Raw genomic sequence first — 26,633 nt, 5'->3', positions numbered from 1 at the left:
AATTGTCGTGTTGCTAATCAATTTCTTTATAATCTTTATATAGTTTCGCTTTTTCCTGAAAGAATTCCAGTAATGATAGTCTTTTTGTGTTTTTTAGTAAGTTTTCGAAGTATTGATCCTCTGAGCAATAGTTGACAAAATCAGAAATCAGGTTTTCGGGCAAACCCAGGTCATCTGTAAAAAATGTTTGGTTAAACGCTGTTTCACCTTTTTCGATCAATGATTCCAAATCTGCCAGCTCCTTTAGCTTTTTGAGCTTCTTCAGTTTCCCATTTAAACTATTTAATAATAAATCGATTGGACCTGAGCTTGCGGTATATATTCTACGTTCCTCTATGGTTGGTTGTTTTATATTTCGAACAGGTAATCCTAAAACCCTTGTATCCAGATGTGGTTGTACTTTAATATCTCTTGTATCCTTATCAATATTTCCTGAAAGGTTTATAGTGCTTATATTGACCTGATCAAGTTTTTGTATAACAGGATATAATTGTATTCTAAAATTACCATTATCCAGATCATTTTCTGAAACTATGACGGAGACAACTTTGTATTGAACCGAAGAAAAAATAATGGAATCATTAGCCTCTGAAGGGATTTCGAAATAGCCATTTTGATCGTTTGTAGCACCTATTTTCTTCGTATAATTTACAATATTGATTGCAAAACCTTCTAAAGAATCGGCTATGATTTTTCCTTTTAATCGTTGCGATTGACCAAAAACATTATTTAAAGTAAAAAGAATAAAAAGAAAAGATAAAATTTTAGCCATAGACTGAATTAATTTATGACTAAAATCCAAAACAGAATTAAACCATTAGTGTTTTACTAAACGATCTTTAAACTTCGTCATATCATTTCAACAGAAAAGACGAAAATCGATCTCAGGTGTTGCGTAATTATTTTAACTACACTATTGTCGTTGTTTATAAGCTTTACTTTGAGAAACCAAGAATTCTATTAAATTCAATTCATTTCCCTCTTCCAAATATGTTTTATTAAGCCCATTTTCTTCAGCAAAAAATATAAAATCATTAATCTGATCTATTTCCAGAGCCAAATTTGTCTTGAAGAATTCGTCATTGTACATTTTTCTGACTTTCACATCGATATCATCAGCAGTTTTGTTTTTATTTTTATCCTTATTTTGAAAAACAACTTTAAAAAGATTTACAAAATTTAGTCCGTAAATCATTCTATCTTCCAGAAAAACTTTATTTTCTAATTCTGAAAGTTCATCAGGTGTCCAATTATAATCTGTATCATTAATTCTGTCTGAAGTAAGTTTAGCCACTTCGTCAATTCCACTCTCTGAAACATCAATTTTTTTCACATCAATCGAAACGTTCCCTAGTAAATCATAAGGTGTTACAATTACTTCTTCCAAAAGATTGACCGATTCGTTTAAAAAAATATTCAATCGCCTATTATCTAACACTCCTTTATCTATTAATACCACAAACTTTTGATATTGCATAGCGATCACCTCTAACTTATCATTGGTTCCTACACTAATTCTAAAGCTACCCTGATTATCTGTGATAGTACCCTTTTTTGTAGTAAGATTGTATACTACTACTCCTTCTACGTCATCACCAATTGGTGCGCTGATCCGGCCATCAATCATAACCCGAGAAGTAATTTGTGCAAAAGAAAAACTTACAGTAACACAGATAAGAAGTAAGGATAATTTCATTTTCATAGGAAGCAGGATTAAATTTGTTTTATGGAAGATACTATATTTTTCATTATGCTAAGAAGATTTCTTTATAAGAAAACGTTAAACTACCTTTACTAAAAAACAACTACATGCAAAATTGTATCATAGCCAGTACTTCTACTATTCACGGAAGTGGTCCATTAGAATATTTATTTGATGCTTTAAAAGAACTTTTTGCTAATTCTGAAGAAATCCTTTTTATTCCCTATGCGCGTCCAGGAGGAATTTCATTGGATGAATACACTATCGGAGTTAATAATATCTTTAAGAAAATTGATAAAAGAATTCTGGGTATTCATATGTTTTCTGATATAACGGAAGCATTTAGAAATACACAGGGAATTTTTACAGGTGGAGGAAACACTTTTCTTTTAGTAGATCAATTGTACCGTAACAAAGTTCTTCAACCGCTTAAAAACGCAATAGAATTAGGTACGCCTTACCTAGGAACCAGTGCCGGAAGTAATATCTGTGGTCTGACTATGCAAACCACTAATGATATGCCAATTGTTCATCCGCCCAGCTACAAAACATTAGGTATTATGCCTTTCAACATCAACGCTCATTATCTAGATCCCGATCCAAACTCTACACACAAAGGCGAAACCCGGGAGACTCGGATCAAGGAATTTCATACCATAAACCCTCAACCTGTTGTAGGACTCCGAGAAGGAAGTTGGCTTAGAATTCATCAAGATGATATAGTTTTAGAAGGTAGTTTATCGGCAAGGATTTTTGAACAAAATAAAACCCCATACGAAATTGTTTCAGGTAGCTCTCTTCTACAATTAAATTAAATTATATTATGGACTATCAGAAAATTCTTGACAGGATTGAGTCTGAAACTTTAAACCGAACTATTACGGGAAAAGTAGCTACTTATATTCCGGAGTTAGCCAAAATTGAGGGTAACAAATTAGGGATGCATTTATACTGTATCAATTCGGGCCACTACGGTTTTGGAGATGAGAATGAACGGTTCTCAATACAAAGTATTTCTAAAGTATTCTCATTAACTTTGGTTATGTCATTATTGGATGACGAGTTATTCGAAAGAGTCCATGTCGAACCATCAGGAGATCCTTTTAATTCTTTAATTCAATTAGAATATGAAAACGGAATACCAAGAAATCCTTTTATCAATGCCGGCGCTCTGGTTATTTCGGATATCTTGGTTTCGATATTTAAGAACCCTCAACAAAAATTCTTAGAATTTATTCATAAAATTACTGGTGATACGACTATCAAGATCAATTCAAAAGTATTTGAATCTGAAAAGAAATACAGTTACCGAAATGCCTCTTTATTAAATCTTATGAAATCATTTGGTAACATAAAAAATGACATAGAAACTGTTTTAGACCTTTACATTTATCAATGTTCGGTAGAAATGTCGTGTAAAGAACTAGCCACTGCATTTATGATCTATGCAAACTCTGGAAAAACCCTTTCTGATGATATTGAAATAATTTCTTCGAGAAAAGTAAAACGAATTAATGCTATTATGCAGACTTGTGGTTTTTATGACGAGGCTGGAGAATTTAGTTTTAGGGTTGGCCTACCAGGAAAAAGTGGTGTTGGTGGCGGAATAGCAGCGATTCACCCAGGTCATTATGCGGTTACGGTTTGGAGCCCACCACTGAATCCAAAAGGTAATTCTGAATTAGGTATGTATGCACTAGAAAGGTTGACAACCTTGACGGGGTTTTCTATATTTTAGAGAGTAAAATTTGCCTCTGGTCACAAAAGCTTTAAATTTACATTAGTAGCAATATAAATACTCAATGAATCAAATACCAAAAAAGAAAACGCTGTATTTCCTAATTATAATGGTTATCGTAACGACAATTACTTACCTTAATCATTTTGATAATGCATTTCATTTTGATGATATGCACACCATTGTCGAAAATCCAAATATCAGAAGTTTAAAAAATATTCCGAATTTCTTTACAGACGGAACCACGATAAGCTCATTGCCTCAGAATCAAGCTTATAGACCAATACTTACTATTTCATTGGCTATTGATTATTGGTTAGGTAATGGATACGATTTGTTTTACTTTCATTTGAGTTCTTTTATTCTATTTTTAATTCAAGGAGTGCTTCTCTTCTTTTTCGCTTTTAGAATTCTCAATATATCAAATAAAGACAAGTTCAATTTCTATATTGCTGGTGCGATTACAGTTTGGTATATGATTCATCCCGCAATGGCAGAAACTATTAATTACATCATTGCACGTTCAGACTTGCAATCTACTTTCTTTGTAATACTTGCATTTGTTCTCTATCAATATTCAAAAACTTGTAAAAAATATTATTTGTATTTGATCCCTGTAATAATTGGTGCATTATCGAAACCCACTGCAATAATGTTTGCTCCATTATTTGTGATCTACGTTGGATTTTTTGAAGAAGAGATTAGCTTTAGAAACATTATCGAATTCTCTAAAAAATCAAAGTTACTTAGAGTTATAAAAGTTTCCTCACCCTCTATTATGGTTTGTGCAGCGCTCTATATTTTTCAGGGTTATATGACTCCAAACTCTTTTAGCACTGGTTCATCAGAAACCTTTAGATATCTAATTACACAACCTTATGTAATTTTCTATTATTTTGGAAGTCTCTTTTTACCAATACATCTAAGTGCTGATACCGATTGGACATTACTGGAAAATATATGGTCTTTTAAGTTTTTCTTTGGCATATTTTTCCTAATAATTCTAATCGTAATCGCGATTTTAACTTTCAAAAAGAAAAGCTACTATCCGATCACATTTGGAATATTGTGGTTTTTTATTGCACTGGCACCTACATCAAGTTTCATTCCATTAGCAGAAGTAATGAATGACCATAGAATGTTTTTTCCATATATTGGATTAACTCTTGCCGTAGGGTATTCTATCTGGCTTTTAATCGGAAACCTTAAAAAAAGATATAAATTTGATATTAAATATGCTGCTGTTATCATTTCCACTTTACTCACGTTATATGGTTTTGGGACATACCAAAGAAATATTGTTTGGCACGACGAAGAAAGTCTTTGGAAGGATGTTACCATAAAAAGCCCGAAAAATGGAAGAGGATTAATGAACTATGGGTTGACAAAAATGGCAAAGGGTGAATACCAAATTGCGGAAGAATACTTCATAAAAGCATTAAAGTATACACCCAATTATCATACGCTTCATATAAACCTTGGTATACTGAATAACGCTAAAGGCAATAAAAAGGAGGCTGAAAAGTATTTCGAAAACTCTATAAAATATGGCCCAGGATTTCATAGTTCATGGTTCTATTACGGACGTTATTTTAGCGAAAACCAAAGAAACAAAGAGGCAATAAGCAAGTTAAATAGGTCATTGGAGATATCACCAAATCATATACCAACCAGACTACTATTGATGGAAAATTATTTAGAGCTGGAAAATTGGAATGAACTGAATAAACTTGCACAGAATACATTATTAATTGATAAAGAGAATAAAAAAGCGCAATCATTTCTATTGGCTAGTGTACAAAAAATAAACAAACTAGATCTGGAAGAAAATGAAATACAAAAAAACCCAACCCCTGAAAAATATCTAGACCTAAGTTTAAAATATTATCAAAACGGTCTTTATCAAAAATGTATACTTGCTGCAGAAAAAGCATTAAAGCTAAACAAAGACTTTGCAGCAGCATATAACAATATCTGTATCGCACAAAATCTTTTAGGCAATTTTGACAAGGCAGTTTTAGCTTGCGATCAAGCAATAGAATTAAATCCAAATTTTCAACTAGCAAAGAACAATCTACAAGATGTATTATCAAGAAAAAGTAAAATTGATGAACTTACCAAATCTTTAGAAGCTAATCCTAGTGAAGCCAACTATCTCAACGTAACATTAGCTTATTATAACTACGGACTTTTTAACAAATGTATAACCTTAGCTGAAGAAGGAATAACAAAACACCCAACGTCAGATAACTTGTACAATAATCTATGCGCCTCATTCAATGCAATTAAGCAATGGAAAAAAGCAATAGATGCAGGTAAGAAAGGTTTAGGGATAAATCCACAAAACACACTTCTTAGAAATAACTATAATTATGCCCTAAGCAATAGCAAACAATAAAACCCATGGATTTAAAATTAACTAAAAAACAAAAATTAGCTTTAGAACTTCTTCTCTTCTTAATAACTCCCTTAGTCTTTTTTATTTTCACCGTGATTAAAAATAAATCTGAACTTCAAGAATCTGAGGGCAACTCCATCATTCAAGAACAAATAGCTGCGCAAGAGACTGATTTAATTAATCAGGGACTAAACTATATAAATAATGGGCAGTATCAATTAAGTATAGAAACGAACTTAAAAATTCTTAAAATTAATCCAAGAAATAAATTTGCTTTAAATAATATAGGATTTGCTTATGCGAACTTAAAGAATTGGGATCAGGGCATTATATACTGCAAGAAAGCTCTAGATATAGACCCAGGTTTTCAACTTGCAAAAAACAATCTCAATTGGATGCTCCAAGAAAAGGATAACCAACCCTAAAAGCCTTCTTTAGTTAATTGCTCTTTTGACCATCTCAAATTATTTTTTGCTAATTGAAAATCAGGACTAAGTTCCAAAGCGTTTTTACAAGCATTGATAGCATCGTGGTATTTTTTTAAAGCATTATATGCTGAACAAATGTTATTGTAAGCAACTGCATTATCTTTATCAATCTTAAGCAATTCCTCACTTATTCTTATACAATCATCATAGTCACCTAATTGATAATATTTAAGACTCAAGGCGATATATTGATCAACAGATAAAGGTTTATCATCAAGTTGTAGAATACTATCTTCTGAAAATTTTAAATTATTCTTAGCTAGTTGAAAATCTGGATTTAATTCCAAAGCTTTTTCGCAGGATTTTGCAGCTCTCTCAAACATACTAAGCGCATTATATGAAGAACAGATATTATTATAGGCTATACTGCTATTAGGATTCAAATCAATAGCTTTTTTAGATGCTTTAATACAATTAACATAATCTTCTTTATTATAATAAAGCAAACCTAGTTGGATGAAACCTTTGGAATCTGGTTTTTGCTTCAGCTGTTCTTGTAGTTTTTTAATACCATCTGGTTTAAAATTATTTTTTACAATAGCACATACAGGTACTTCATCCACATTAATTGAATATACTGAGTTTTCAGGAGGCCAGTTTCTTAAAAGGCTTTTATTATACTTAGCCTCTGATAACAGGACTATAGAATAATCCCAATAAGAAGATTTTTCTGGAGCAATAACGTGATTCAAGTTGGAAGTTTTACCTAAAAAATATGATGCTTTAAGTTGATCACCGTAATATAACCTTACTCTGACAGGTTTCTTATCATCCGATTCGGCATTATTCTTTAACCATTCGACAGCCGGTTTGACAGCTACACCCCAATAGTCAATTTCATATTTACCAAAAGCTCCTTGTATCCCACCAATGATTGGATTATAGTATAAAGAATGAACAGGGTGATTGGTCATTAAAAACTTTAATGGTTGCAATAACAAAAACAACAACAAGATGTAAACAACTCGCCTGCCCATTTTATTATTTTGGAGTATTATTAGCTTGTTATATGCCAGAGAAATCATAACAATTAATGGGGGTGTCAGAAACAAAAACTGACGTGCATTGTCATAATAATTTGGTTTCCCCACAAGAATTAGAAAGAGAGGAAATAAGCCTGTAAACAAAACAACTGAGTATTGCAAAGTTTTAAACTTTTCTGTCTTATAATAGATTACAGGAATTAAAAACACCCCTAAAAAAAGGTGTAACGGGAGTTGTAGATATAATAGGTACTTGATTGGGTAATACCAAGGCATTTCAAAACTGCTCTTCCATTCTCCTTCAAATAATTGTATAGCCTCAAATCCTTTAAAATCCTTTGCTGCGATGAATAATTCAACCAGCCCTGTAAACGGATTAGTTTGTAAATATGGCCATAATATACCTGTACCTAAATATCCCAATAATCCTATAAGGGTAATTTTTAAAAATAACAAAAGGGATTTCTTAATAACCGACTTAGTTAACTTATTTTGATAGTTTTTTACCAACCACCAAAAGAAAACCGCCACCATAATTTGCCCAATAAATACAAGCCCAAATAGCCTGATATTTATTAGTATAGAAATATTTATTATTAAGCACAAAGATCTTTTAAGAGTGACTTCTGGAAGTTCTTTTAACAACTTAACAAGGTGATAAACACAAATAATATAGAAAGTTGCAAATGGAATATCTTTTGGATTATACATTGACTGACCGAACAATAGTGGTGAAAGCAATGCAAATACCAATGCAAAAAAACCTGTTTTCCATCCACCAAGTTCTTTACCCAGTAACCCACAGAAGAAAAACAACAAAACCCCAAATAAGGCACTTAAAAAATTTCTGAATTCATAAACCCCTGTAATCGGCTGATACTGATATAAAAAATTTGCAACTAGATCAAAAAAACCTCCAAAGCCATTCATTCCCCGCACCTTATTTTGTTCGTCGATAGATATGTCAAGAAGATTTCCATGCTCGTCAAGCGGACTTAATGCAGCGGAATTGTCTTTACCTTTAAAATAATCCAAAATCCTTTCCCCATGTTCCTGATGCACTTTAGCATCTTCAATAATACCATAATCAAAACTTAAAATTGGCATTAGGAATACCAGTAGCAAGCTCAAAACAATAAAAGCTGTTTTGTACTTGGTTCTAAGAATGGATGCTAATTTGAGATTCATTATGAATTAATTTTACTGAAGAATCTTTTTATCAATTCGACTATTCGGTCTTGATGTGTCATATCTAGTTCGTAATATAGAGGAAGCCTTACTAAACGATCAGCAAAGTGATCGCAATGAGGAAGTTCTTGCGATCCACTATTCTGACCGTAAAAAGGACTCTTATGCAAAGACAAATAATGGAAAACACAATGAATATCGTATCCTTTTAAAAACGCGATAAACTGTGTTCTTTCTTCAATATCTTTACATACCAGATAAAATAGATGACCATTTACAGATGCATCTTCTGGGATATACGGGAGTTGTAAAAAGTTATTCTCTTCTAATTGCGCCAAGCCTTTCTGATAATTAAACCATAACATTTTTCTTCTGGTTTGAATTTTTGCTAAGTTTTCTAATTGCGCATACAAAAAAGCCGCTGTAACATCTGATGGAAGAAAAGATGAACCTATATCTACCCAAGAATATTTATCTACCTCTCCTCTAAAAAAAGCAGAACGATTAGTTCCCTTTTCCCAAATAATTTCTGCTCGTTTATCAAAACGTTCATCATTTACAACCAGCATTCCTCCTTCCCCTGAAATGATATTTTTTGTTTCGTGAAATGAAAAAGCTGCCAAATGCCCAATACTACCTAACGGTTTTCCTTTATAGTAAGAGTCAATTGCTTGCGCAGCATCTTCAATAACATAAACATTGTGTTTATTGGCAAGATCCATGATCTTATCCATATCACATGCAACTCCTGCATAATGAACCACAACAATAGCTTTTGTTTTTTGTGTAATTAACTTTTCAAGATGATTAGCATCTATATTTGGATTATTAGTATAACTATCTCCAAAAATGATTTTAGCTCCTCTTAAAACAAATGCATTTGCCGTGGACACAAATGTATATGATGGCATAATTACTTCATCTCCCGGTTGTATATCCACCAGTATCGCCGCCATCTCCAGAGCATCTGTACAAGAAGAGGTTAACAGACAATTGCGAAAACCTATTTGTTCTTTAAAATAGGTATGGCATTTTTCTGTATAATAGCCATTTCCTGAAATTTTACCACGAGCAACTGCATCTTTAATATAATAAAGCTCGTCTCCAGTCATATAGGGTTTATTAAAAGGGATCATATTCGATTTATTTATTATGGCTGTCTGAACTCCAAAAAAAATGTGCTTTTTTATCCTTCCATTGCAATTCACCAACTTTTTCCCAGGGTGAATTTATATTTTTTTCAAGCAAATCTCTTTCCCATTGAAAAGATAAAGCTACTTTTTTTCTAACAATTTCAAACTTTTGAATTTTTGATAAATCTACATCATTGCGATGCATCCAAAAAGAAGTATAGTCTATCATACCCTTTCTAAGTGAGTATGCATTTTCTTTTACATAAGGCATATTTACTCTAAAAATCCAATATGCGTAACTACCTCCAGAAACATACCTATCAGCCATTCCTCTCTCATCTAATATTGGAAGTAATTCCCCTTCATATTTTATAGTGTAAACATTGTTATATCCTATTAAATGAGAATCCACAAAAACATCATGATGGGTAATTCCAAAATATTGCTTTGAAATCTTGTGAACCGCTGCATCAAATTTGCCAGACCCAAAAAAATTATGATTTACCTGAATTTGAAGAAAGAAAGCCAAAATCATAACTAATACGAAAAACTTATCCCGTATTTCATGATAAGGAACCCCTTTAAAATCAACAAGTTCTATGGTGCTCTTGTCTTCTGAAATCTGATCTAAGGAGCCAATAAATGTATTTTTGAATAAAACAACTCCGGACAACCAAAGAATAAGATAGCACAGAGGTGACGATTTACAGATTATTGGAAGTAATGCATTTCCGGTATATTTTTTTTGATCAGAATCAGCTAAAATTAAATCACTTTGAAACACTACATCGTCACTTGCAGAAAAACTTTCTTTGCTCTCAACTCTAATTGCTTTGAAAATATCAAGACATTGAATAAGAGTAACAAGTTTAGCTATAGACAAGTTTCTTTTATCATAAAACAAAGTTAGTTTCGGTTGTTTGTTAATTATTTTTTTCCATAATAACCCCCAAAAGGTAACTGGCACCATAATCAAATAAATGGCGACATAGCCCATCGCAAAGTACGGAATAGGAAACTCCATAGCTATTCCTAAATGTAAACCTAAACCTATAAGTAGAAGAAAAACTCTGTATCTCTTATGCCAGAATAAAAAAATGAACATAAACTCAAATAACATAGTTAAGTAGGATAAAAACTTAACTAGAAACTCTTGATTCAAAAACCATTGATTCTCAGAAATAGTTATGTGCGGTATGGACGAAGGCAACCATACTCCCAAGCCTTTAAGCCACATGGGTGAATATATTTTATAGGTAAAAGCAGAGTCAAAATAAAACAGACCTATCCCCACAAATGCAGGTAATAAATAATTTATTTTTGCCACCTTTTCTATTTTATAATTAATTCCTTTTTCAATACACCGAAACTTCATTCGAAGAAAATCTATTGATAACACCTTCTGAATGGGTAGAAATATTAGCAAAAAATTTACTCCGGTATATGTATAAAACATATGATATTCATATGTAGTCATACTGGAAATAAATACTATGGTGAACACATAGTTCAGTATAGCTGAAATTCTTGTGTAATATCCAACAACCAAAAAAGAAATAATGACCATCCACAACAAAAACAATAATGTGGTATCAGGGAAGTTAACATCTAGGTATGGTATTTTATCAAAATAAAGCTGACGGTAATTAAAAATATTGAGGATTTCTAATAGAAAATTAATTCCATAGCCAATTCGGAATATCCCTAACCCAATAGGTGATATTTTTTTAAATAAAAATTGATATAAAAGTCTTAACATACGTTATTCATTTTTATTTTTTATTCAATTTGGCTGGCACCCCGACATAGGTACCTTTTTCAGTGATATCTCTTACTACAACCGCCCCCGCGCCTATTTTCACATTCTGCCCAATGGTAATATTATCGATTACGGTACAATTAATTCCCAAGATTACCTGTTCACCCACTATAATAAAACCAGCTAGAGCCACTCTTGGTGATAAGAAACAATGCGAAGCTATACTGGTATGATGGGCGATTGTGCAACCAATATTCAACAAGACATTATTCTTAATTACAACATGAGCATCAATAGCAGAATTTGGGTATACAATGACACCCTCACCAATTATTGCAGTTGGATCTACCCAACAAGAGGAATGTATAATTCTGGCAAATGGAATTTTGTCTTTATAAATATCATAAAAATTAGCACGTGCCGCCATATGCTTGTATCCAATACCAATCATTAAATGCGTAATTTTTTTTTGAGAAAAACTCTTTAATATATCCTGTGTCCTTCCCAACACGGGACAGCCGGTGATATTTGACTCGCCTGTAAAATCGTCAAAAAAAACAACCTGTTCAAAGTGCTTATCTGTTATTGCATAATGAGCAATTTGTTGACCCAAATGTCCAGCACCAATGATTCCTAAAACACTATTCATAGATATAATTTAAAACTTCATTAAGTGAATCTATTCTGTATGTTGATGACGGAAAAATACAGTCTCTGTCGATTAAAAGTGAATTAATGCCTAGTTTTATTGACGGTTCTATATCTAATTTAATAGAATCTCCAATATAAAGTATTTTATTAGCATCAACATTAATATGCTCTAATGTCTTTTGATAAAAATCTACACTAGGTTTAGCCACTCCTAATTCTTCAGACACTAAAATATCACTAAAAAAAGGATCAAAAAAATGATCTATTTTTTCTTTCAATGTATTATTAAAATTGGATATAATTCCCTTAGGAATTTCTATTTTTTTTAGTATGTCGGTATCAGAAAACTTTTCCCAAGGCAAATAAGAACAACGTTCAAATAATTTTTTCAACAAATCACGGGTTGGAATTACTCCCAATAAATACAGTAATTCAGTATTAAAATAATCATAAAACTTCCTGCTTGTCCTATCAGGAAAATGAATAACCTCAGATAATAGTTTATGTTTTCTCTTAAATTCGATACTTTCTATGAAGTATCCTTCCTTTTCGAGTACCTTTAAAAAGGTACTATAAAAAGTAGGCTTATGCAAAAGTGTTCCTGCAACATCAAAGAGAATGTATTTGTATTTACTCATTTTAATATATAAAGTGTTTAAAAGAATTATCATTAAGGTCTTCAAAAGACGTTGCTTCTGGATAAATAATATCCATCAAGATTCTTATAGCTACGGCTTTGGGATTTTTGATGTTAACATCATCAGGAGATATATCATATAAATACTCTTGCACTGCATATTTTACATCTTGAAAACCTAAATTGTGTCTTATCGAATTTGTACCTGAAATCCTGCAATTTATTTCAAAAGGGTACACCTGCGAAGTACTATCTATTATACTTTGAATATTAAAACTTCCTATAACACCTTTGAGCTTTACGATTTCTTCTGCTATTTCTTTTAATTTATCATCATATGAATTATTCAATATTATTTTAGAGGTTGTTCCATTTTCTAATGTTCTTTCCATAGAACAAACACCATGAATTTCTTGTTTTTTATTTACATAGACCGCGGTAGTAACTTCTTTGCCATTATACAATTTCTGTATCATATAATCGTCCCCCAATCTAGAAATATTTTTTGGGTTTATTATAATACCTCTGGATCCTCTACCTTTCCTAGGTTTTGCTATAACTTCTTTTTCAGAGTTATCGTACTCTTTCGGCAACCAGGATTTAGCAAAAGGAATATCATACTTATCAAAGAGCTTCCAAGTTAAATACTTATCTAAAAATTGTTTTGAAATTTCTGGATCTGATGCCAATATAAAAGTATCTAACTTACCCTTACAGAAACCCAAATAATAGATCTCGTAGTCTGTTGATGGAATAATCATATCCACCTTCTGTTCCTCTACAATTTTTGATATTTCAGTAAGATAATTTTCTTCATATGCATACGGAACCTGATAAGTTTTATCACATAAATGATTCCCCGCAGTAAATGATGAAATATCGCATCCAATTAGTTTTATAGAGAATTCCAAATTTTTGATATTACGTAAAATACCTTGTCCTACATTACCTCCTATACCCGTTACTAATATTGTTTTTGTATCCATAGAGCGGTTTGCCTTAATTGTTCTTTAAAGATATTAGTTCTATTGATACCTAATATTTTGTTAGTACTTGAATTGTCATAAAAAAAGCTTCTACTAGCATCTTCCTTTTTATAAACAATACTTACATCAGGGAGAAAATCTTTAATCATAGTTGCCACTTCATAATTAGAATATGACCTGTTTCCTACTGCTAATAGTGGAATATTCGTTTTTTTTTGCATCGCTTTTTCTAAAATCTCTGCTACATCTTTTACATATACATAATTCTGCATTCTACTTCCATCTCCGTATAAACATATTTCTTTCTTACTTATAGCACTAATAATAATCTCTGGTAAAAAAGTCCCCCGATTCATTCTTTCACCAAATAGGGATGAAATTCTAACATTTATTCCTCCTCCTTTATGATTTTTTACGATTAATTCTGCCCATAATTTCGAAATACCATAGCTGTTTTTTGGGTTTACTGCAGATTCCTCGGTAATAATTTTTCCAGAATTTTCATATAAAGCTACTGAAGAAGCATGAATAATTTTAGCGTTTTGAAATATTTTAGAAATAGTTTTCAATAAGTAAACATTTACCTTGTAGATCTCATTTATCTCTTCTAAACTTTCTTTAAAACTGATATGAGATGTGATATAAAAAATACAATCAACAACAGGCTTCTGTTCTAAAAATTCATTAATCCTTATTTGCCGAAATTTATTAGAGAGTCTATAGCTTCTTTGATGATAAACCTGAATAACATCATCATATCTCGAACTTAATTCAACTAATAAAGCTTGAGCTAAAAAGCTATTGCTCCCAACTATTGCTATTTTCATTTTTGCTTAAATATTAGTAGTATCCTTAATTGAAAAAAGTGGTCGAGATTTTGACTCCCTATAAATGCGCCCTATATATAGAGCCAAAAGTCCTATAAAGAAAAGCTGTATTCCCAATGATAAAATTAGGAAACCAAAAATTGATGGCCAGCCAGGTTGGAAATCTACAAAAAACAACTTCACTATCAATATTACAAACAAAGCTAGTGTTCCTATTAAGGCTAAAAAAATACCAAATCTAACCGCTAACTTTAACGGAAGTTCTGAAAAGTCAAAAATAGCATCAAAGGCAAGATTCATTTTTCTTTTAAAATTGAATTTACTCACCCCTGCAAATCGCTCACGTTGCTCTATTTCTATAACCGATTGATTCATTCCTATATGCATAAATATACCTTCAATGAAACGGTTTTGCTCTTTATACATCAAAAACCTCTCTGCAAAGTCTCTATTAAAAATTCTCATTACCGCTAATCCTCTTGGTAAATCTAATCCAGTGTATTTATCTAGTACGGACCAGAATATTTTTGAAAAAAATCTATTTTTCAGACTGTCTTTTTTTTGTTTTCTTACTCCAAAAACCAAGTCATATCCTTTTTCTATTTCAACAATAAAATTCTTAATTTCTTTGGGAGGGTCTTGTAGATCAGGATCCATATAAATCAAGTACTCACCTTTAGAATAATTAATGCCTGCAGTCACCGCAGCCTGTTTACCGTGATTATATGATAATTCTAACAGTTTAATATTATCATTTTCCTTAGCTTCATCTTTTATTAAATTAACGGTATTATCAGTACTCCCGTCATCTATGAAGATAACTTCGTAGTTAATCTTTAAAATATCCAGCTCCTCAACAACTTCTTTAATAAATTGATTAATCACCTCTTCTTCAAAATATACAGGTACTACTAAGGACAATTTGATATCTCTACTCATAATTATTATTAGAACTTAACCGTCTATTTGTAAATTAGTTTTCATCAGATTTTTAAAAAGCTTTCAGACTTTTTTTTATAAATTAAATTAATTAGTAACTCAATAAAATCAATAAGCATCAAAATCCAGTGCACTAAACCTAACTTCAGAAGATTTAAACTTTCTATTCTTACTACTAAGATCCTTAAAAATTAAATTTAAAGGAGAAGGTCTAAATCTTGAAGGAATATCAAAATAAAAGGATTTCTTCCAGTCTATATTATGATTAATACCAATCCAGAGTCTAATAGGTCTAAAACCTAATGGATGATTCTTATTAGGAACAAACTGTTTTTCTCCAAAATCTCTAAGTACAGCTTGAATAAAGAGATTATCAGTCCTCACCGACACTCTTCCTTTTTTCACGTGATAAGGTAATTCAGGATTTGATAAGCGCCAATGTAAAGAAGCTTCATCCCAAATTCTCTCAAAAATGAAAGTGTCATTCGCATCTTTATATGCAACCTTACCTAAACCAAGTTTAGCTTCCAAACTTCCAGCTAGCTGAAAATCTAATTTTTTCAAAAAACCTGGAGTGCTCTGAGCATTAGCAACTCCAACCACAAAACTATAACCTTCATCAATCGCGAGGTCGTAACTTTTTTGAGCTAGAGTCGTAAACAATCCCTTCCCTCTATGATTAGGGTGAGTTGCTGTATTAAGCGAAAGCAACCCTTTTTCTTCTTTACCATCTATACAAGCTTTTAAAGGCATTAAAGCATAATGAGCTGCTAATTGATCCCCTAAATATGCATTGTAACCGATCATAGGACCAATGGGATTATCGGCATATTGCCAGCGAACAAATTCCTTGGTAAATTTTTTTGTATTTGGAAAAGTCCCCTGAAGAACATTGCTTATTTCCTCAATTGAATTATCATCTGTTTGGATAGGTTTAAAAGTATAATTCATTTATATCCTATATAATCTTAATTTTTTAAATTTATTAATAATAAATCTAAATGTCTTGCATCTATGAATTTTTGATTCAAAAAATATCAATCATTTTTCTCTAAAAGCTCTACAAAACTTTTATATGTAATAATCTTTGGTTGAAAAACATCCATTATTTTGTGCAATCTTGGAAAAACTCCCTTTCGGTTACAATACAAAAGTTGATTATAAATTCTATTATTATCAATTCCCGGATGCATAAATCTTTCTTGATCAGTATCAATATCATAAGGATGAAAATAACTGGTAATAGCTCTGCCCTCTTTAAAATGTTGGCTAAAACTTTTCTTAATCATAAAAAAAGGTAAAAATCTAAAATAAACACCTCCTGAAAATGGGACCTTAAAAAAAGAACTTTTTCGCAAGCTCATAGGTATTTCCCAAAGATCTTCTCCCATTTTCTTAGGTTTTTCACCAAAATTCTCCCACCCATATAGAGGATTCTTAGCAGGAAGTATGGAACTGGAATAAACAAAATTCATATCGGCAAGTACGTCATATGCCCAAGAAGTTTCTTTGGTGATAGAAAATATAGGTGCTCTGTAGCCTATTACTTCATTGGCTCCTGCCTTCAATAAGTTTTCTACATTACGAAAAACATCATCTCTAAACTCACTTTCTGTTTGATTTGTTACCGGAATATGTTGATTTGAATGACAGGCTATTTCATGTCCTTCATCTACAATCATTTTAATGAGATCAGGATAATGTTTAGGAATATTCCCAACAGTAAAAAAAGTAGCCTTAGCGTTATATTGATTTAAAAAAGTTAAATATTCTTCTACCAATGCTTCAACACTTGCCTTATATTGCAATCCGTTTTTTATTCCAAAGCGAACATCCTCTAGATCAATACTAAATAAAAACAAATTGTTTTTCATCAACGATCATTTTAACTTTTAGACTCAATTTGTTGTTTCAATAATGCTATCTCTTGCGCTAACTTTTTATTCTGATCTTGAAGTTTAGAAACAACTACACTTAAGTACAAAAGATAAATAAATATAACAAACACACTAGTAGTAAAAACAAAGTTTGGAGGCTCATAAATTCCAAGCAATCCCGAAACAAAATCCAATCCCTTTCGCCAAAATGAAAAAAGAATCAAAAAAAATGTGCATACTATCCATACCACAGAATATTCTTCCCTTAGCTTACCTTTAATAATCAATCGAATGACAAAAAACGTAAATAATAAGCTAGCTATAATGGCCAAAATCTGAATCTTCTCCATCAATTCTTTTTTGTAGTTAAAAAATAGAAGTTTAATTCCTACTTTCTCCGAAATTTAATTCTTATAAATGTATAAAAAATAGCTAAGGTAACTTTGATCATATAATAAATTGATGAAACAAAATTGATGGAAGAAACACCTCCTTGCCGTTCTTTCATAACAACTGGCGCCTCCACCATCCTAAGATTATTAAGAGAAAATAAAACTATTGATTCAGGTTCAGGATATTCATCAGGGTAATAATCACATACGATTTTTAAAGCTTTTCTATCTATCATTCTAAAACCTGATGTACAATCAGTTATCTTAACATTTAGAATTACCTTATTTAATAACATAAAGTATTTAATTCCTAATCTACGTAATTTCGTTGATTGGAAGCCCTCATTCTCAATAAAACGAGAACCAATAACTACATTAGATTGATTATGAATTAATAAAAACAATTTTTCTATTTGATCTGCAGGGTGTTGCCCATCGCCATCTACCTGAATTGCGTAATCATAATTATTTTCATAAGCATAAATAAAACCAGTTTGAACAGCCCCTCCTATGCCCAGATTAATAGGCAAATCTAAAGAAACACAGGGTAAAGAGTGAATAATCTTAGAAGTATTATCATTTGAAGAATCATTAACCACTATCGGATCTATAACAAAAGTTGAGTTTTGTATTTCTTTAATAGATCTTACAACTTTAACAATGCTTTTTTCTTCATTGTAGGCAGGTATAATAGCTGCAATCCGAATCACTGATAATATGCTTATGTTTAATTACAAATATAAAACAACTAATTAATAACAGAGCTTTTTATTAACACAATGAGTCGTCCTAAAATAGGTTGACGGTTTTTAATAATTTAAATTAGACTAGAGAAGCTATCTTCTCTGGTTTTTTGTTATGTGCAAAATTAGGTGTTTTCGTATTAAGACTAAGGTGAGGTCTTTTATTATTATAAGTATTAATGGATTCAATAATTAATTATTTGAGCTCATTTTGATCCTTGCATTGATATATTAAGAACTCATTTTTCAATATTCCATTAATTCTTTCGGCTAATGCGTTTTGATAGCAATCATATCCATCAGTCACCGATGGAGTCACATCAGTGCGTTTTAATTACTTCTGATATATAGAAGAATAATACTGTAGTCTTCTATCAGAATGATGTAATAATTTAGTTGACTAGTCCTAAATATTAAAAAAGCCTTAACAATACTTGATAAGGCTTTTTTTTGAGCGGGAGACCGGGTTCGAACCGGCGACATTCAGCTTGGAAGGCTGACGCTCTACCAACTGAGCTACTCCCGCCTTTAATAAAGCAAATGTATTGGAATTCTTTAAAAATCAAAATTAAATTTAAAAGTTTTTTTAACAGATTGATTTAAATAAAAAACCCTTTAACATTCTATAAAACCGCAATAATAATTGATTTACAACAGCTTAATTAAAGATTAAAAAATGATAAAAACGTATTTTATCGAAAAAAAATGCGGTTTATCGAATAAAAAAAGTATTTTTGCCTTTAAGAAAATATTAATATATTAGCACATTATCTATTTTTACTGAGACAAATAGCTAATTTTGTTTAAACAAATAAATTACGTAAAAACCCCAATCCAAAAGAGGTAAAACTCTTTTAAAAAGAAATTTCCTACTGCCTATGAAGGTAAAATTACTTCTTTTCATATGTATTTTATTGCCAATTACCTGTATCTATTCTCAGGTAAAAATTGGAGATAATCCTGATCAAATAGATTCTTCTTCTATATTGGAGTTAGAAAGTATTGATAAGGCTTTTGTTTTAACAAGGGTTACCTCTACCCAAATGAACGCTATTACTCCTTTAAACGGTGCTTTAGTTTACAACACAGATGATAATTGTATATTTCAGTACAACAATAATAGTTGGACAAGTTTATGCTCTGGTAACGACAATCAGCAACTAAGTTTTAATAGCACCACAAATATTTTAACCCTTGAAAATGGAGGGGCAGTTGATTTAACTTCATTAATTAATGATCCAGATCCGGACCCAACTAATGAAATACAAATATTAAGTCAATCTGGAAACACGATTACTCTATCTAATGGTGGTGGAAGTGTTAACGAAACAATATCCACCCTTGTAGATAATGGCGATGGCACTTTTACTTATACTTCTGAAAATGGTACGATAACCAATATAGGAGTCGTAGGCGCTACAGGAAATACAGGAGCTACGGGAGCCACTGGAGCAACGGGTGCAACAGGAAGCACTGGTGCAACTGGAAGCACAGGAGCAACAGGTGCAACAGGAAATACAGGTGCAACAGGAAGTACTGGAGCGACGGGTGTAACAGGAAATACAGGAGCAACGGGAAGCACTGGAGCTACAGGAGCTACAGGAGCAACAGGAAATACTGGAGCAACTGGAAGCACAGGTGCTACGGGAGCAACAGGTAACACAGGAGCTACAGGATCAACAGGAAATACAGGAGCTACGGGAAGCACTGGAGCTACGGGAGCAACAGGAAGCACTGGTGCAACAGGTAACACTGGAACTACGGGAAGTACAGGAACTACAGGAAGTACTGGTGCAACAGGAAATACAGGAGCTACGGGTGCAACAGGAAATACAGGAGCAACTGGAAGCACGGGAGCAACAGGAAGCACGGGAGCAACAGGAAGTACGGGTGCAACTGGAAGTACGGGAGCAACGGGTGCTATAGGAAGCACTGGTGCAACAGGAGTAACGGGTACAACAGGAAATACAGGAGCTACGGGTGCAACAGGTAACACTGGAGCTACGGGAAGTACAGGAGCTACGGGAAGCACTGGAGCTACGGGAGCTACAGGAAGTACTGGAGCAACGGGTGCAACAGGAAATACCGGTGCAACAGGAAGCACTGGAGCCACAGGAAGCACTGGAGCAACAGGAAATAGAGGAGCTACGGGTGCAACAGGTAACACTGGAGCAACAGGTAACACTGGAGCTACAGGAAGTACAGGAGCTACAGGATCAATAGGAAACACTGGAGCTACGGGTGCAACTGGAAATACAGGAACTACAGGAAGCACAGGAGCAACAGGAAGCACTGGTGCAACAGGTAGCACAGGAGCTACGGGAGCTACGGGAGCTACGGGAAGCAATGGAGCTACGGGAGCAACAGGAGCTACGGGAAGCACAGGTGCTACAGGAAGTACTGGAGCAACGGGTGCAACTGGAAATACAGGAGCAACGGGAGCAACGGGAAGCACTGGAACTACGGGAGCAACAGGTAACACTGGAGCAACTGGAAGCACAGGAGCTACAGGAAATACAGGAAATACAGGAGCTACGGGAAGCACAGGAGCTACAGGAAGTACTGGAGCAACGGGTGCAACTGGAAATACAGGAGCTACGGGAGCAACAGGTAACACTGGAGCTACAGGAAGTACAGGAGCTACAGGAAGCACTGGAGCAACAGGAGCAACTGGAAGCACGGGAGCAACGGGAAGCACAGGTGCTACAGGAAGTACTGGAGCAACGGGTGCAACTGGAAATACGGGAGCAACGGGAAGCACTGGAGCTACGGGAAGCAATGGAGCTACGGGAGCAACAGGTAGCACAGGAGCTACGGGAAGCACAGGTGCTACAGGAAGTACTGGAGCAACGGGTGCAACTGGAAATACAGGAGCAACGGGTGCAACTGGAAGCACAGGAGCTACGGGAGCAACAGGTAATACTGGGGCTACAGGAAGCACTGGAGCTACGGGAAGTACAGGAGCAACGGGAGCTACAGGTAATACGGGAAGCACAGGTGCTACAGGAAGTACTGGAGCAACGGGAGCAACGGGAAGCACTGGAGCTACGGGAGCAACAGGTAATACTGGGGCTACAGGAAGCACGGGAGCTACGGGAAGTACAGGAGCAACGGGTGCAACAGGAAATACAGGAGCAACTGGAAGCACAGGAGCAACAGGAGCTACGGGAAGTACAGGAGCTACAGGAAGCACAGGAGCTACAGGAAGTACTGGAGCAACGGGTGCAACTGGAAATACAGGAGCTACGGGAAGTACAGGAGCTACAGGAAATACAGGAAATACAGGAGCTACGGGAGCTACAGGGACTACGGGAAGCACAGGTGCAACAGGAGCAACGGGAAGCACAGGTGCTACAGGAAGTACTGGAGCAACGGGTGCAACTGGAAATACGGGTGCAACAGGTAATACTGGAGCAACTGGAAGCACAGGTAGCACTGGAGCAACGGGTGCAACAGGAGCTACAGGAAGCACCGGCGCAACAGGAGCTACAGGAAGTACTGGAGCAACGGGTGCAACAGGAAATACAGGTGCAACAGGAAGCACTGGAACAACAGGAGCTACGGGAGCAACAGGAAGTACAGGAGCAACGGGTGCAACAGGAAATACAGGAGAAACGGGTAGCACTGGAGCAACGGGAAGTACGGGTGCAACGGGTGCGACAGGAAGCACAGGAGCAACGGGAAGCACTGGAGCAACGGGTGCCACTGGAAATACTGGGGCTACAGGAAGTACTGGTGCAACAGGAAACACAGGAGCTACGGGTGCAACGGGAAGTACTGGTGCAACAGGAACTACGGGAAGTACAGGAGCTACAGGAAGCACAGGAGCAACTGGAAGCACGGGAGCTACGGGAAGCACAGGTGCTACAGGAAGTACTGGTGCAACAGGAAACACAGGAGCTACGGGTGCAACGGGAAGTACTGGTGCAACAGGAACTACGGGAAGTACAGGAGCTACAGGAAGCACAGGAGCAACTGGAAGCACGGGAGCTACGGGAAGCACAGGTGCTACAGGAAATACAGGAGCAACAGGTAACACTGGCGCTACAGGAAATACAGGAGCTACGGGTGCAACGGGTGCAACTGGAAATACTGGTGCAACAGGAAGCACTGGCGCGACAGGAAATACGGGAGCAACTGGAAGCACAGGAGCAACAGGAAATACAGGAGCAACAGGAAATACAGGAGCAACAGGAGCTACAGGAAGTACTGGAGCAACGGGTGCAACAGGAAATACAGGTGCAACAGGAAGCACTGGAACAACAGGAGCTACGGGAGCAACAGGAAGTACAGGAGCAACGGGTGCAACAGGAAATACAGGAGAAACGGGTAGCACTGGAGCAACGGGAAGTACGGGTGCAACGGGTGCGACAGGAAGCACAGGAGCAACGGGAAGCACTGGAGCAACGGGTGCCACTGGAAATACTGGGGCTACAGGAAGTACTGGTGCAACAGGAAACACAGGAGCTACGGGTGCAACGGGAAGCACGGGAGCAACTGGAAGCACAGGAGCCACGGGAGCAACGGGAAGCACTGGAGCTACGGGAGCAACAGGTAACACAGGAGCAACTGGAAGCACGGGAGCAACGGGAAGCACAGGTGCTACAGGAAGTACTGGAGCAACGGGTGCAACTGGAAATACAGGAGCAACGGGAGCAACTGGAAGCACAGGAGCTACGGGAGCAACAGGTAACACTGGAGCAACAGGAAGTACAGGAGCTACTGGAAGCACTGGAGCAACTGGAAGCACGGGAGCTACGGGAAGCAATGGAGCAACGGGTGCAACAGGAGCTACGGGAAGCACAGGTGCTACGGGAAGCACAGGTGCTACAGGAAGTACAGGTGCTACAGGAAGTACGGGAGCAACTGGTGCCACAGGAAGTGCAGGTGCAACCGGTGCTACTGGAAGTACAGGTGCAACCGGTGCTACAGGAGATACAGGAGCAACTGGTACTACAGGGAACACAGGAGCAACTGGTGCTACAGGAAGCACAGGAGCAACTGGTGCTACAGGAAGCACAGGAGCAACCGGTGCAACAGGAAATACAGGAGCAACTGGTGCCACAGGAAATACAGGAGCAACTGGTAGTACAGGTGCAACCGGTGCTACAGGTAACACAGGCGCAACTGGTGCCACAGGAAGTACAGGAGCTACAGGAAGTACGGGAGCAACTGGTGCCACAGGAAATACAGGTGCAACTGGAGCAACTGGTAGTACAGGAGCAACTGGTAGCACAGGAGCAACTGGCGCTACTGGAAATACAGGAGCAACGGGAGCAACGGGAAGCACTGGAGCTACGGGAAGCACTGGAGCTACGGGAAGTACAGGAGCTACAGGAGCTACAGGAAGTACTGGAGCAACGGGTGCAACAGGAAATACCGGTGCAACAGGAAGCACAGGAGCTACAGGTGCAACAGGAAATACAGGAGCTACAGGAAGCACTGGAGCAACAGGAAGTACTGGAGCAACAGGAAATACAGGAGCAACTGGAAGCACGGGAGCAACGGGAAGCAATGGAGCAACGGGAAGCAATGGAGCAACGGGTGCAACAGGAGCTACAGGAAATACAGGTGCTACGGGAGCAACAGGTAACACTGGAGCAACTGGAAGCACAGGAGCTACAGGAAGTACTGGAGCAACGGGTGCAACAGGAAATACAGGAGCTACGGGAGCAACAGGTAACACTGGAGCTACGGGAAGTACAGGAGCTACGGGTGCAACTGGAAGCACAGGAGCTACAGGTGCAACAGGAAATACAGGAGCTACGGGTGCTACAGGAAGCACTGGAGCAACAGGAAGTACTGGCGCCACAGGTAGCACAGGAGCTACGGGAGCTACGGGAAGCACAGGAGCTACAGGAAGTACTGGAGCAACGGGTGCAACAGGAAATACCGGTGCAACAGGAAGCACAGGAGCCACAGGAAGCACTGGAGCAACAGGAAATACAGGAGCTACGGGAGCAACAGGTAACACTGGAGCAACAGGTAACACTGGAGCTACAGGAAGTACAGGAGCGACGGGAGCAACGGGAAGCACTGGAGCTACGGGAGCAACAGGTAACACTGGAGCAACTGGAAGCACAGGAGCTACGGGAAGTACAGGAAATACAGGAAATACAGGAGCTACGGGAGCAACAGGTAACACTGGAGCAACAGGTAACACTGGAGCAACAGGTAACACTGGAGCTACAGGAAGTACAGGAGCTACAGGAAGTACTGGAGCAACGGGTGCAACAGGAAATACCGGTGCAACAGGAAGCACAGGAGCCACAGGAAGCACTGGAGCAACAGGAAATACAGGAGCTACGGGAGCAACAGGTAACACTGGAGCAACAGGTAACACTGGAGCAACAGGAAGTACAGGAGCTACAGGAAGCACTGGAGCCAAAGGAGCAACTGGAAGCACGGGAGCAACGGGAAGCACAGGTGCTACAGGAAGTACTGGAGCAACGGGTGCAACTGGAAATACGGGAGCAACGGGAAGCACTGGAGCTACGGGAAGCACTGGAGCTACGGGAGCTACGGGAAGCAATGGAGCTACGGGAGCAACAGGAGCAACTGGAAGCACAGGAGCTACGGGAAGCACAGGTGCTACAGGAAGTACTGGAGCAACGGGTGCAACTGGAAATACAGGAGCAACGGGAGCAACTGGAAGCACAGGAGCTACGGGAGCAACAGGTAACACTGGAGCAACTGGAAGCACAGGAGCTACAGGAAGCACAGGAGCAACTGGAAGCACGGGAGCTACGGGAAGCACAGGTGCTACAGGAAGTACTGGAGCTACAGGAAGTACAGGAGCAACGGGAGCAACGGGAAGCACTGGAGCTACGGGAGCAACAGGTAACACTGGAGCAACTGGAAGCACAGGAGCTACAGGAAATACAGGAAATACAGGAGCTACGGGAGCAACAGGTAACACTGGAGCAACAGGTAACACTGGAGCAACAGGTAACACTGGAGCTACAGGAAGTACAGGAGCTACAGGAAGCACTGGAGCCACAGGAGCAACTGGAAGCACGGGAGCAACGGGAAGCACAGGTGCTACAGGAAGTACTGGAGCAACGGGTGCAACTGGAAATACGGGAGCAACGGGAAGCACTGGAGCTACGGGAGCTACGGGAAGCAATGGAGCTACGGGAGCAACAGGAGCAACTGGAAGCACAGGAGCTACGGGAAGCACAGGTGCTACAGGAAGTACTGGAGCAACGGGTGCAACTGGAAATACAGGAGCAACGGGAGCAACTGGAAGCACAGGAGCTACGGGAGCAACAGGTAACACTGGAGCAACAGGTAACACTGGAGCAACTGGAAGCACAGGAGCTACAGGAAGCACAGGAGCAACTGGAAGCACGGGAGCTACGGGAAGCACAGGTGCTACAGGAAGTACTGGAGCAACGGGTAGCACTGGAGCAACGGGAAGTACGGGTGCAACGGGTGCCACTGGAAATACTGGGGCTACAGGAAGTACTGGTGCAACAGGAAACACAGGAGCTACGGGTGCAACGGGAAGTACTGGTGCAACAGGAACTACGGGAAGTACAGGAGCTACAGGAAGCACGGGAGCTACGGGAAGCACGGGAGCTACGGGAAGCACAGGTGCTACAGGAAGTACTGGAGCAACGGGAAGCACTGGAGCAACGGGTGCAACAGGAAGCACTGGAGCAACGGGTGCTACAGGAAATACAGGAGCTACGGGTGCAACTGGAAGCACTGGAGCTACAGGAAGCACGGGAGCAACGGGAAGTACAGGAGCAACGGGAAGTACAGGAGCTACGGGTGCAACAGGAAGTACTGGAGCAACCGGTGCAACAGGAAGTACAGGAGCAACAGGAAGCACAGGAGCAACGGGAAGTACTGGTGCAACAGGAGCTACGGGAAGTACAGGAGCTACAGGAAGCACAGGAGCAACTGGAAGCACGGGAGCTACGGGAAGCACAGGTGCTACAGGAAGTACTGGAGCAACAGGAAGTACAGGAGCTACAGGAAGCACTGGAGCAACTGGAAGCACGGGAGCTACGGGAAGCACTGGAGCTACGGGTGCAACAGGAAGCACGGGAGCTACGGGTGCCACTGGAAATACTGGAGCTACAGGAAGCACTGGAGCAACAGGAAGCACGGGAGCTACAGGACCTCAAGGAGATCCTTCTACTGATGATCAGTTTGATGACGAAGTACCGTTAAGAACTCCAATA

22 protein-coding genes, 1 tRNA gene and 1 pseudogene are annotated in these 26,633 nt (G+C 37.5%); 7 read left to right on the top strand and 17 right to left on the bottom strand.

Annotated features, from left to right (window positions below; genetic code table 11):
* Positions 1-13 precede the first annotated feature (13 nt).
* Positions 14-772, bottom strand: coding sequence for a hypothetical protein (locus ACE94K_RS09135; protein ID WP_378183149.1), 759 nt, complete (start codon positions 770-772; stop codon positions 14-16).
* 141 nt (positions 773-913) lie between these two features.
* Positions 914-1,702: a carboxypeptidase-like regulatory domain-containing protein gene (locus tag ACE94K_RS09130; protein ID WP_378183146.1), complete on the bottom strand. Its 789-nt coding sequence runs from the start codon at positions 1,700-1,702 to the stop codon at positions 914-916.
* Positions 1,703-1,809: 107 nt separating this feature from the next.
* On the opposite strand from ACE94K_RS09130, the gene pepE reads away from it, so the two are divergent.
* The 4 genes from pepE (at position 1,810) to ACE94K_RS09110 (ending at position 6,263) form a co-directional block, all read left to right on the top strand.
* A complete protein-coding gene (gene pepE / locus ACE94K_RS09125; protein WP_378183143.1) occupies positions 1,810-2,517 on the top strand; it encodes a dipeptidase PepE in 708 nt (235 codons plus the stop codon).
* 8 nt (positions 2,518-2,525) lie between these two features.
* Positions 2,526-3,440, top strand: a complete 915-nt coding sequence (locus ACE94K_RS09120) for a glutaminase (protein WP_378183140.1) — start codon at positions 2,526-2,528, stop codon at positions 3,438-3,440.
* A gap of 64 nt (positions 3,441-3,504) precedes the next feature.
* On the top strand, positions 3,505-5,838 hold the full coding sequence (locus tag ACE94K_RS09115; protein ID WP_378183137.1) for a tetratricopeptide repeat protein: 2,334 nt from the start codon (positions 3,505-3,507) through the stop codon (positions 5,836-5,838).
* Positions 5,839-5,843: 5 nt separating this feature from the next.
* Positions 5,844-6,263, top strand: coding sequence for a tetratricopeptide repeat protein (locus tag ACE94K_RS09110; protein ID WP_378183135.1), 420 nt, complete (start codon positions 5,844-5,846; stop codon positions 6,261-6,263).
* Here ACE94K_RS09110 and ACE94K_RS09105 read toward each other — a convergent pair.
* From ACE94K_RS09105 to ACE94K_RS09035, 15 genes and pseudogenes are all read right to left on the bottom strand, one after another.
* Positions 6,260-8,497 (bottom strand): hypothetical protein, encoded by a 2,238-nt coding sequence (locus tag ACE94K_RS09105; protein ID WP_378183132.1) that lies wholly within the window; start codon positions 8,495-8,497, stop codon positions 6,260-6,262. The two genes, ACE94K_RS09110 and ACE94K_RS09105, sit on opposite strands and share 4 nt — an antisense overlap.
* Positions 8,497-9,633, bottom strand: a complete 1,137-nt coding sequence (gene rffA / locus ACE94K_RS09100) for a dTDP-4-amino-4,6-dideoxygalactose transaminase (RefSeq protein WP_378183130.1) — start codon at positions 9,631-9,633, stop codon at positions 8,497-8,499. Before rffA ends, ACE94K_RS09105 begins: the two co-directional genes overlap by 1 nt.
* A 7-nt stretch (positions 9,634-9,640) precedes the next feature.
* Positions 9,641-11,389: a hypothetical protein gene (locus ACE94K_RS09095; protein ID WP_378183127.1), complete on the bottom strand. Its 1,749-nt coding sequence runs from the start codon at positions 11,387-11,389 to the stop codon at positions 9,641-9,643.
* 13 nt (positions 11,390-11,402) lie between these two features.
* Complete coding sequence (locus tag ACE94K_RS09090; RefSeq protein WP_378183124.1) at positions 11,403-12,038, bottom strand: acetyltransferase; 636 nt, start codon at positions 12,036-12,038, stop codon at positions 11,403-11,405.
* Positions 12,031-12,678, bottom strand: coding sequence for an HAD family hydrolase (locus ACE94K_RS09085; protein WP_378183121.1), 648 nt, complete (start codon positions 12,676-12,678; stop codon positions 12,031-12,033). The genes ACE94K_RS09090 and ACE94K_RS09085 overlap by 8 nt, the downstream gene beginning before the upstream one ends.
* 1 nt (position 12,679) lies before the next feature.
* Positions 12,680-13,663 carry an ATP-grasp domain-containing protein gene (locus ACE94K_RS09080; protein WP_378183118.1) on the bottom strand — a complete coding sequence of 328 codons (984 nt, stop codon included), beginning with the start codon at positions 13,661-13,663 and terminating at the stop codon, positions 12,680-12,682.
* The gene (locus tag ACE94K_RS09075) at positions 13,642-14,490 is read right to left on the bottom strand and encodes an NAD-dependent epimerase/dehydratase family protein (RefSeq protein WP_378183115.1); all 849 of its coding nucleotides are present in this window, start codon (positions 14,488-14,490) and stop codon (positions 13,642-13,644) included. Before ACE94K_RS09075 ends, ACE94K_RS09080 begins: the two co-directional genes overlap by 22 nt.
* Before the next feature lie 6 nt (positions 14,491-14,496).
* The gene (locus tag ACE94K_RS09070; RefSeq protein ID WP_378183112.1) at positions 14,497-15,429 is read right to left on the bottom strand and encodes a glycosyltransferase family 2 protein; all 933 of its coding nucleotides are present in this window, start codon (positions 15,427-15,429) and stop codon (positions 14,497-14,499) included.
* Between the two features lie 108 nt (positions 15,430-15,537).
* Positions 15,538-16,380 carry a GNAT family N-acetyltransferase gene (locus ACE94K_RS09065; RefSeq protein WP_378183109.1) on the bottom strand — a complete coding sequence of 281 codons (843 nt, stop codon included), beginning with the start codon at positions 16,378-16,380 and terminating at the stop codon, positions 15,538-15,540.
* Between the two features lie 86 nt (positions 16,381-16,466).
* Positions 16,467-17,303: a polysaccharide deacetylase family protein gene (locus ACE94K_RS09060; protein ID WP_378183106.1), complete on the bottom strand. Its 837-nt coding sequence runs from the start codon at positions 17,301-17,303 to the stop codon at positions 16,467-16,469.
* An 11-nt stretch (positions 17,304-17,314) separates the two neighbouring features.
* Positions 17,315-17,656 carry a DUF2304 domain-containing protein gene (locus tag ACE94K_RS09055; RefSeq protein WP_378183103.1) on the bottom strand — a complete coding sequence of 114 codons (342 nt, stop codon included), beginning with the start codon at positions 17,654-17,656 and terminating at the stop codon, positions 17,315-17,317.
* A gap of 38 nt (positions 17,657-17,694) precedes the next feature.
* A complete protein-coding gene (locus tag ACE94K_RS09050) occupies positions 17,695-18,408 on the bottom strand; it encodes a glycosyltransferase family 2 protein (RefSeq protein WP_378183101.1) in 714 nt (237 codons plus the stop codon).
* A 112-nt stretch (positions 18,409-18,520) separates the two neighbouring features.
* A pseudogene (locus tag ACE94K_RS09045) lies at positions 18,521-18,829 on the bottom strand (integrase core domain-containing protein); the annotation flags it as partial.
* Between the two features lie 65 nt (positions 18,830-18,894).
* Positions 18,895-18,967, bottom strand: a tRNA-Gly gene (locus ACE94K_RS09040).
* A gap of 843 nt (positions 18,968-19,810) precedes the next feature.
* A complete protein-coding gene (locus tag ACE94K_RS09035; RefSeq protein ID WP_378183098.1) occupies positions 19,811-20,077 on the bottom strand; it encodes a hypothetical protein in 267 nt (88 codons plus the stop codon).
* Positions 20,078-20,079: 2 nt separating this feature from the next.
* On the opposite strand from ACE94K_RS09035, the gene ACE94K_RS09030 reads away from it, so the two are divergent.
* The 3 genes from ACE94K_RS09030 to ACE94K_RS09020 are packed head-to-tail and all read left to right on the top strand — an operon-like array spanning position 20,080 to position 26,622.
* Positions 20,080-20,367 carry a hypothetical protein gene (locus ACE94K_RS09030; RefSeq protein WP_378183095.1) on the top strand — a complete coding sequence of 96 codons (288 nt, stop codon included), beginning with the start codon at positions 20,080-20,082 and terminating at the stop codon, positions 20,365-20,367.
* Positions 20,368-20,421: 54 nt separating this feature from the next.
* Positions 20,422-20,664: a hypothetical protein gene (locus ACE94K_RS09025; RefSeq protein ID WP_378183092.1), complete on the top strand. Its 243-nt coding sequence runs from the start codon at positions 20,422-20,424 to the stop codon at positions 20,662-20,664.
* A gap of 18 nt (positions 20,665-20,682) precedes the next feature.
* Positions 20,683-26,622 carry a hypothetical protein gene (locus ACE94K_RS09020; RefSeq protein WP_378183089.1) on the top strand — a complete coding sequence of 1,980 codons (5,940 nt, stop codon included), beginning with the start codon at positions 20,683-20,685 and terminating at the stop codon, positions 26,620-26,622.
* Positions 26,623-26,633 lie beyond the last annotated feature (11 nt).

This window comes from Aquimarina besae (assembly GCF_042434905.1).
GTDB lineage: Bacteria > Bacteroidota > Bacteroidia > Flavobacteriales > Flavobacteriaceae > Aquimarina.
This window is presented reverse-complemented; position numbering and strand designations above follow the sequence as displayed.

Excerpts from the sequence above, each read along its gene's own strand:
- pepE (WP_378183143.1), top strand. The coding sequence starts at position 1,810 with ATGCAAAATTGTATCATAGCCAGTACTTCTACTATTCACGGAAGTGGT.
- ACE94K_RS09105 (WP_378183132.1), bottom strand. The coding sequence starts at position 8,497 with ATGAATCTCAAATTAGCATCCATTCTTAGAACCAAGTACAAAACAGCT.
- ACE94K_RS09085 (WP_378183121.1), bottom strand. The coding sequence starts at position 12,678 with ATGAGTAAATACAAATACATTCTCTTTGATGTTGCAGGAACACTTTTG.
- ACE94K_RS09080 (WP_378183118.1), bottom strand. The coding sequence starts at position 13,663 with ATGGATACAAAAACAATATTAGTAACGGGTATAGGAGGTAATGTAGGA.
- ACE94K_RS09065 (WP_378183109.1), bottom strand. The coding sequence starts at position 16,380 with ATGAATTATACTTTTAAACCTATCCAAACAGATGATAATTCAATTGAG.
- ACE94K_RS09060 (WP_378183106.1), bottom strand. The coding sequence starts at position 17,303 with ATGAAAAACAATTTGTTTTTATTTAGTATTGATCTAGAGGATGTTCGC.
- ACE94K_RS09130 (WP_378183146.1), bottom strand. The coding sequence starts at position 1,702 with ATGAAAATGAAATTATCCTTACTTCTTATCTGTGTTACTGTAAGTTTT.
- ACE94K_RS09075 (WP_378183115.1), bottom strand. The coding sequence starts at position 14,490 with ATGAAAATAGCAATAGTTGGGAGCAATAGCTTTTTAGCTCAAGCTTTA.
- ACE94K_RS09090 (WP_378183124.1), bottom strand. The coding sequence starts at position 12,038 with ATGAATAGTGTTTTAGGAATCATTGGTGCTGGACATTTGGGTCAACAA.
- ACE94K_RS09110 (WP_378183135.1), top strand. The coding sequence starts at position 5,844 with ATGGATTTAAAATTAACTAAAAAACAAAAATTAGCTTTAGAACTTCTT.
- ACE94K_RS09055 (WP_378183103.1), bottom strand. The coding sequence starts at position 17,656 with ATGGAGAAGATTCAGATTTTGGCCATTATAGCTAGCTTATTATTTACG.
- ACE94K_RS09095 (WP_378183127.1), bottom strand. The coding sequence starts at position 11,389 with ATGTTAAGACTTTTATATCAATTTTTATTTAAAAAAATATCACCTATT.
- rffA (WP_378183130.1), bottom strand. The coding sequence starts at position 9,633 with ATGATCCCTTTTAATAAACCCTATATGACTGGAGACGAGCTTTATTAT.
- ACE94K_RS09135 (WP_378183149.1), bottom strand. The coding sequence starts at position 772 with ATGGCTAAAATTTTATCTTTTCTTTTTATTCTTTTTACTTTAAATAAT.
- ACE94K_RS09070 (WP_378183112.1), bottom strand. The coding sequence starts at position 15,429 with ATGAGTAGAGATATCAAATTGTCCTTAGTAGTACCTGTATATTTTGAA.
- ACE94K_RS09115 (WP_378183137.1), top strand. The coding sequence starts at position 3,505 with ATGAATCAAATACCAAAAAAGAAAACGCTGTATTTCCTAATTATAATG.
- ACE94K_RS09120 (WP_378183140.1), top strand. The coding sequence starts at position 2,526 with ATGGACTATCAGAAAATTCTTGACAGGATTGAGTCTGAAACTTTAAAC.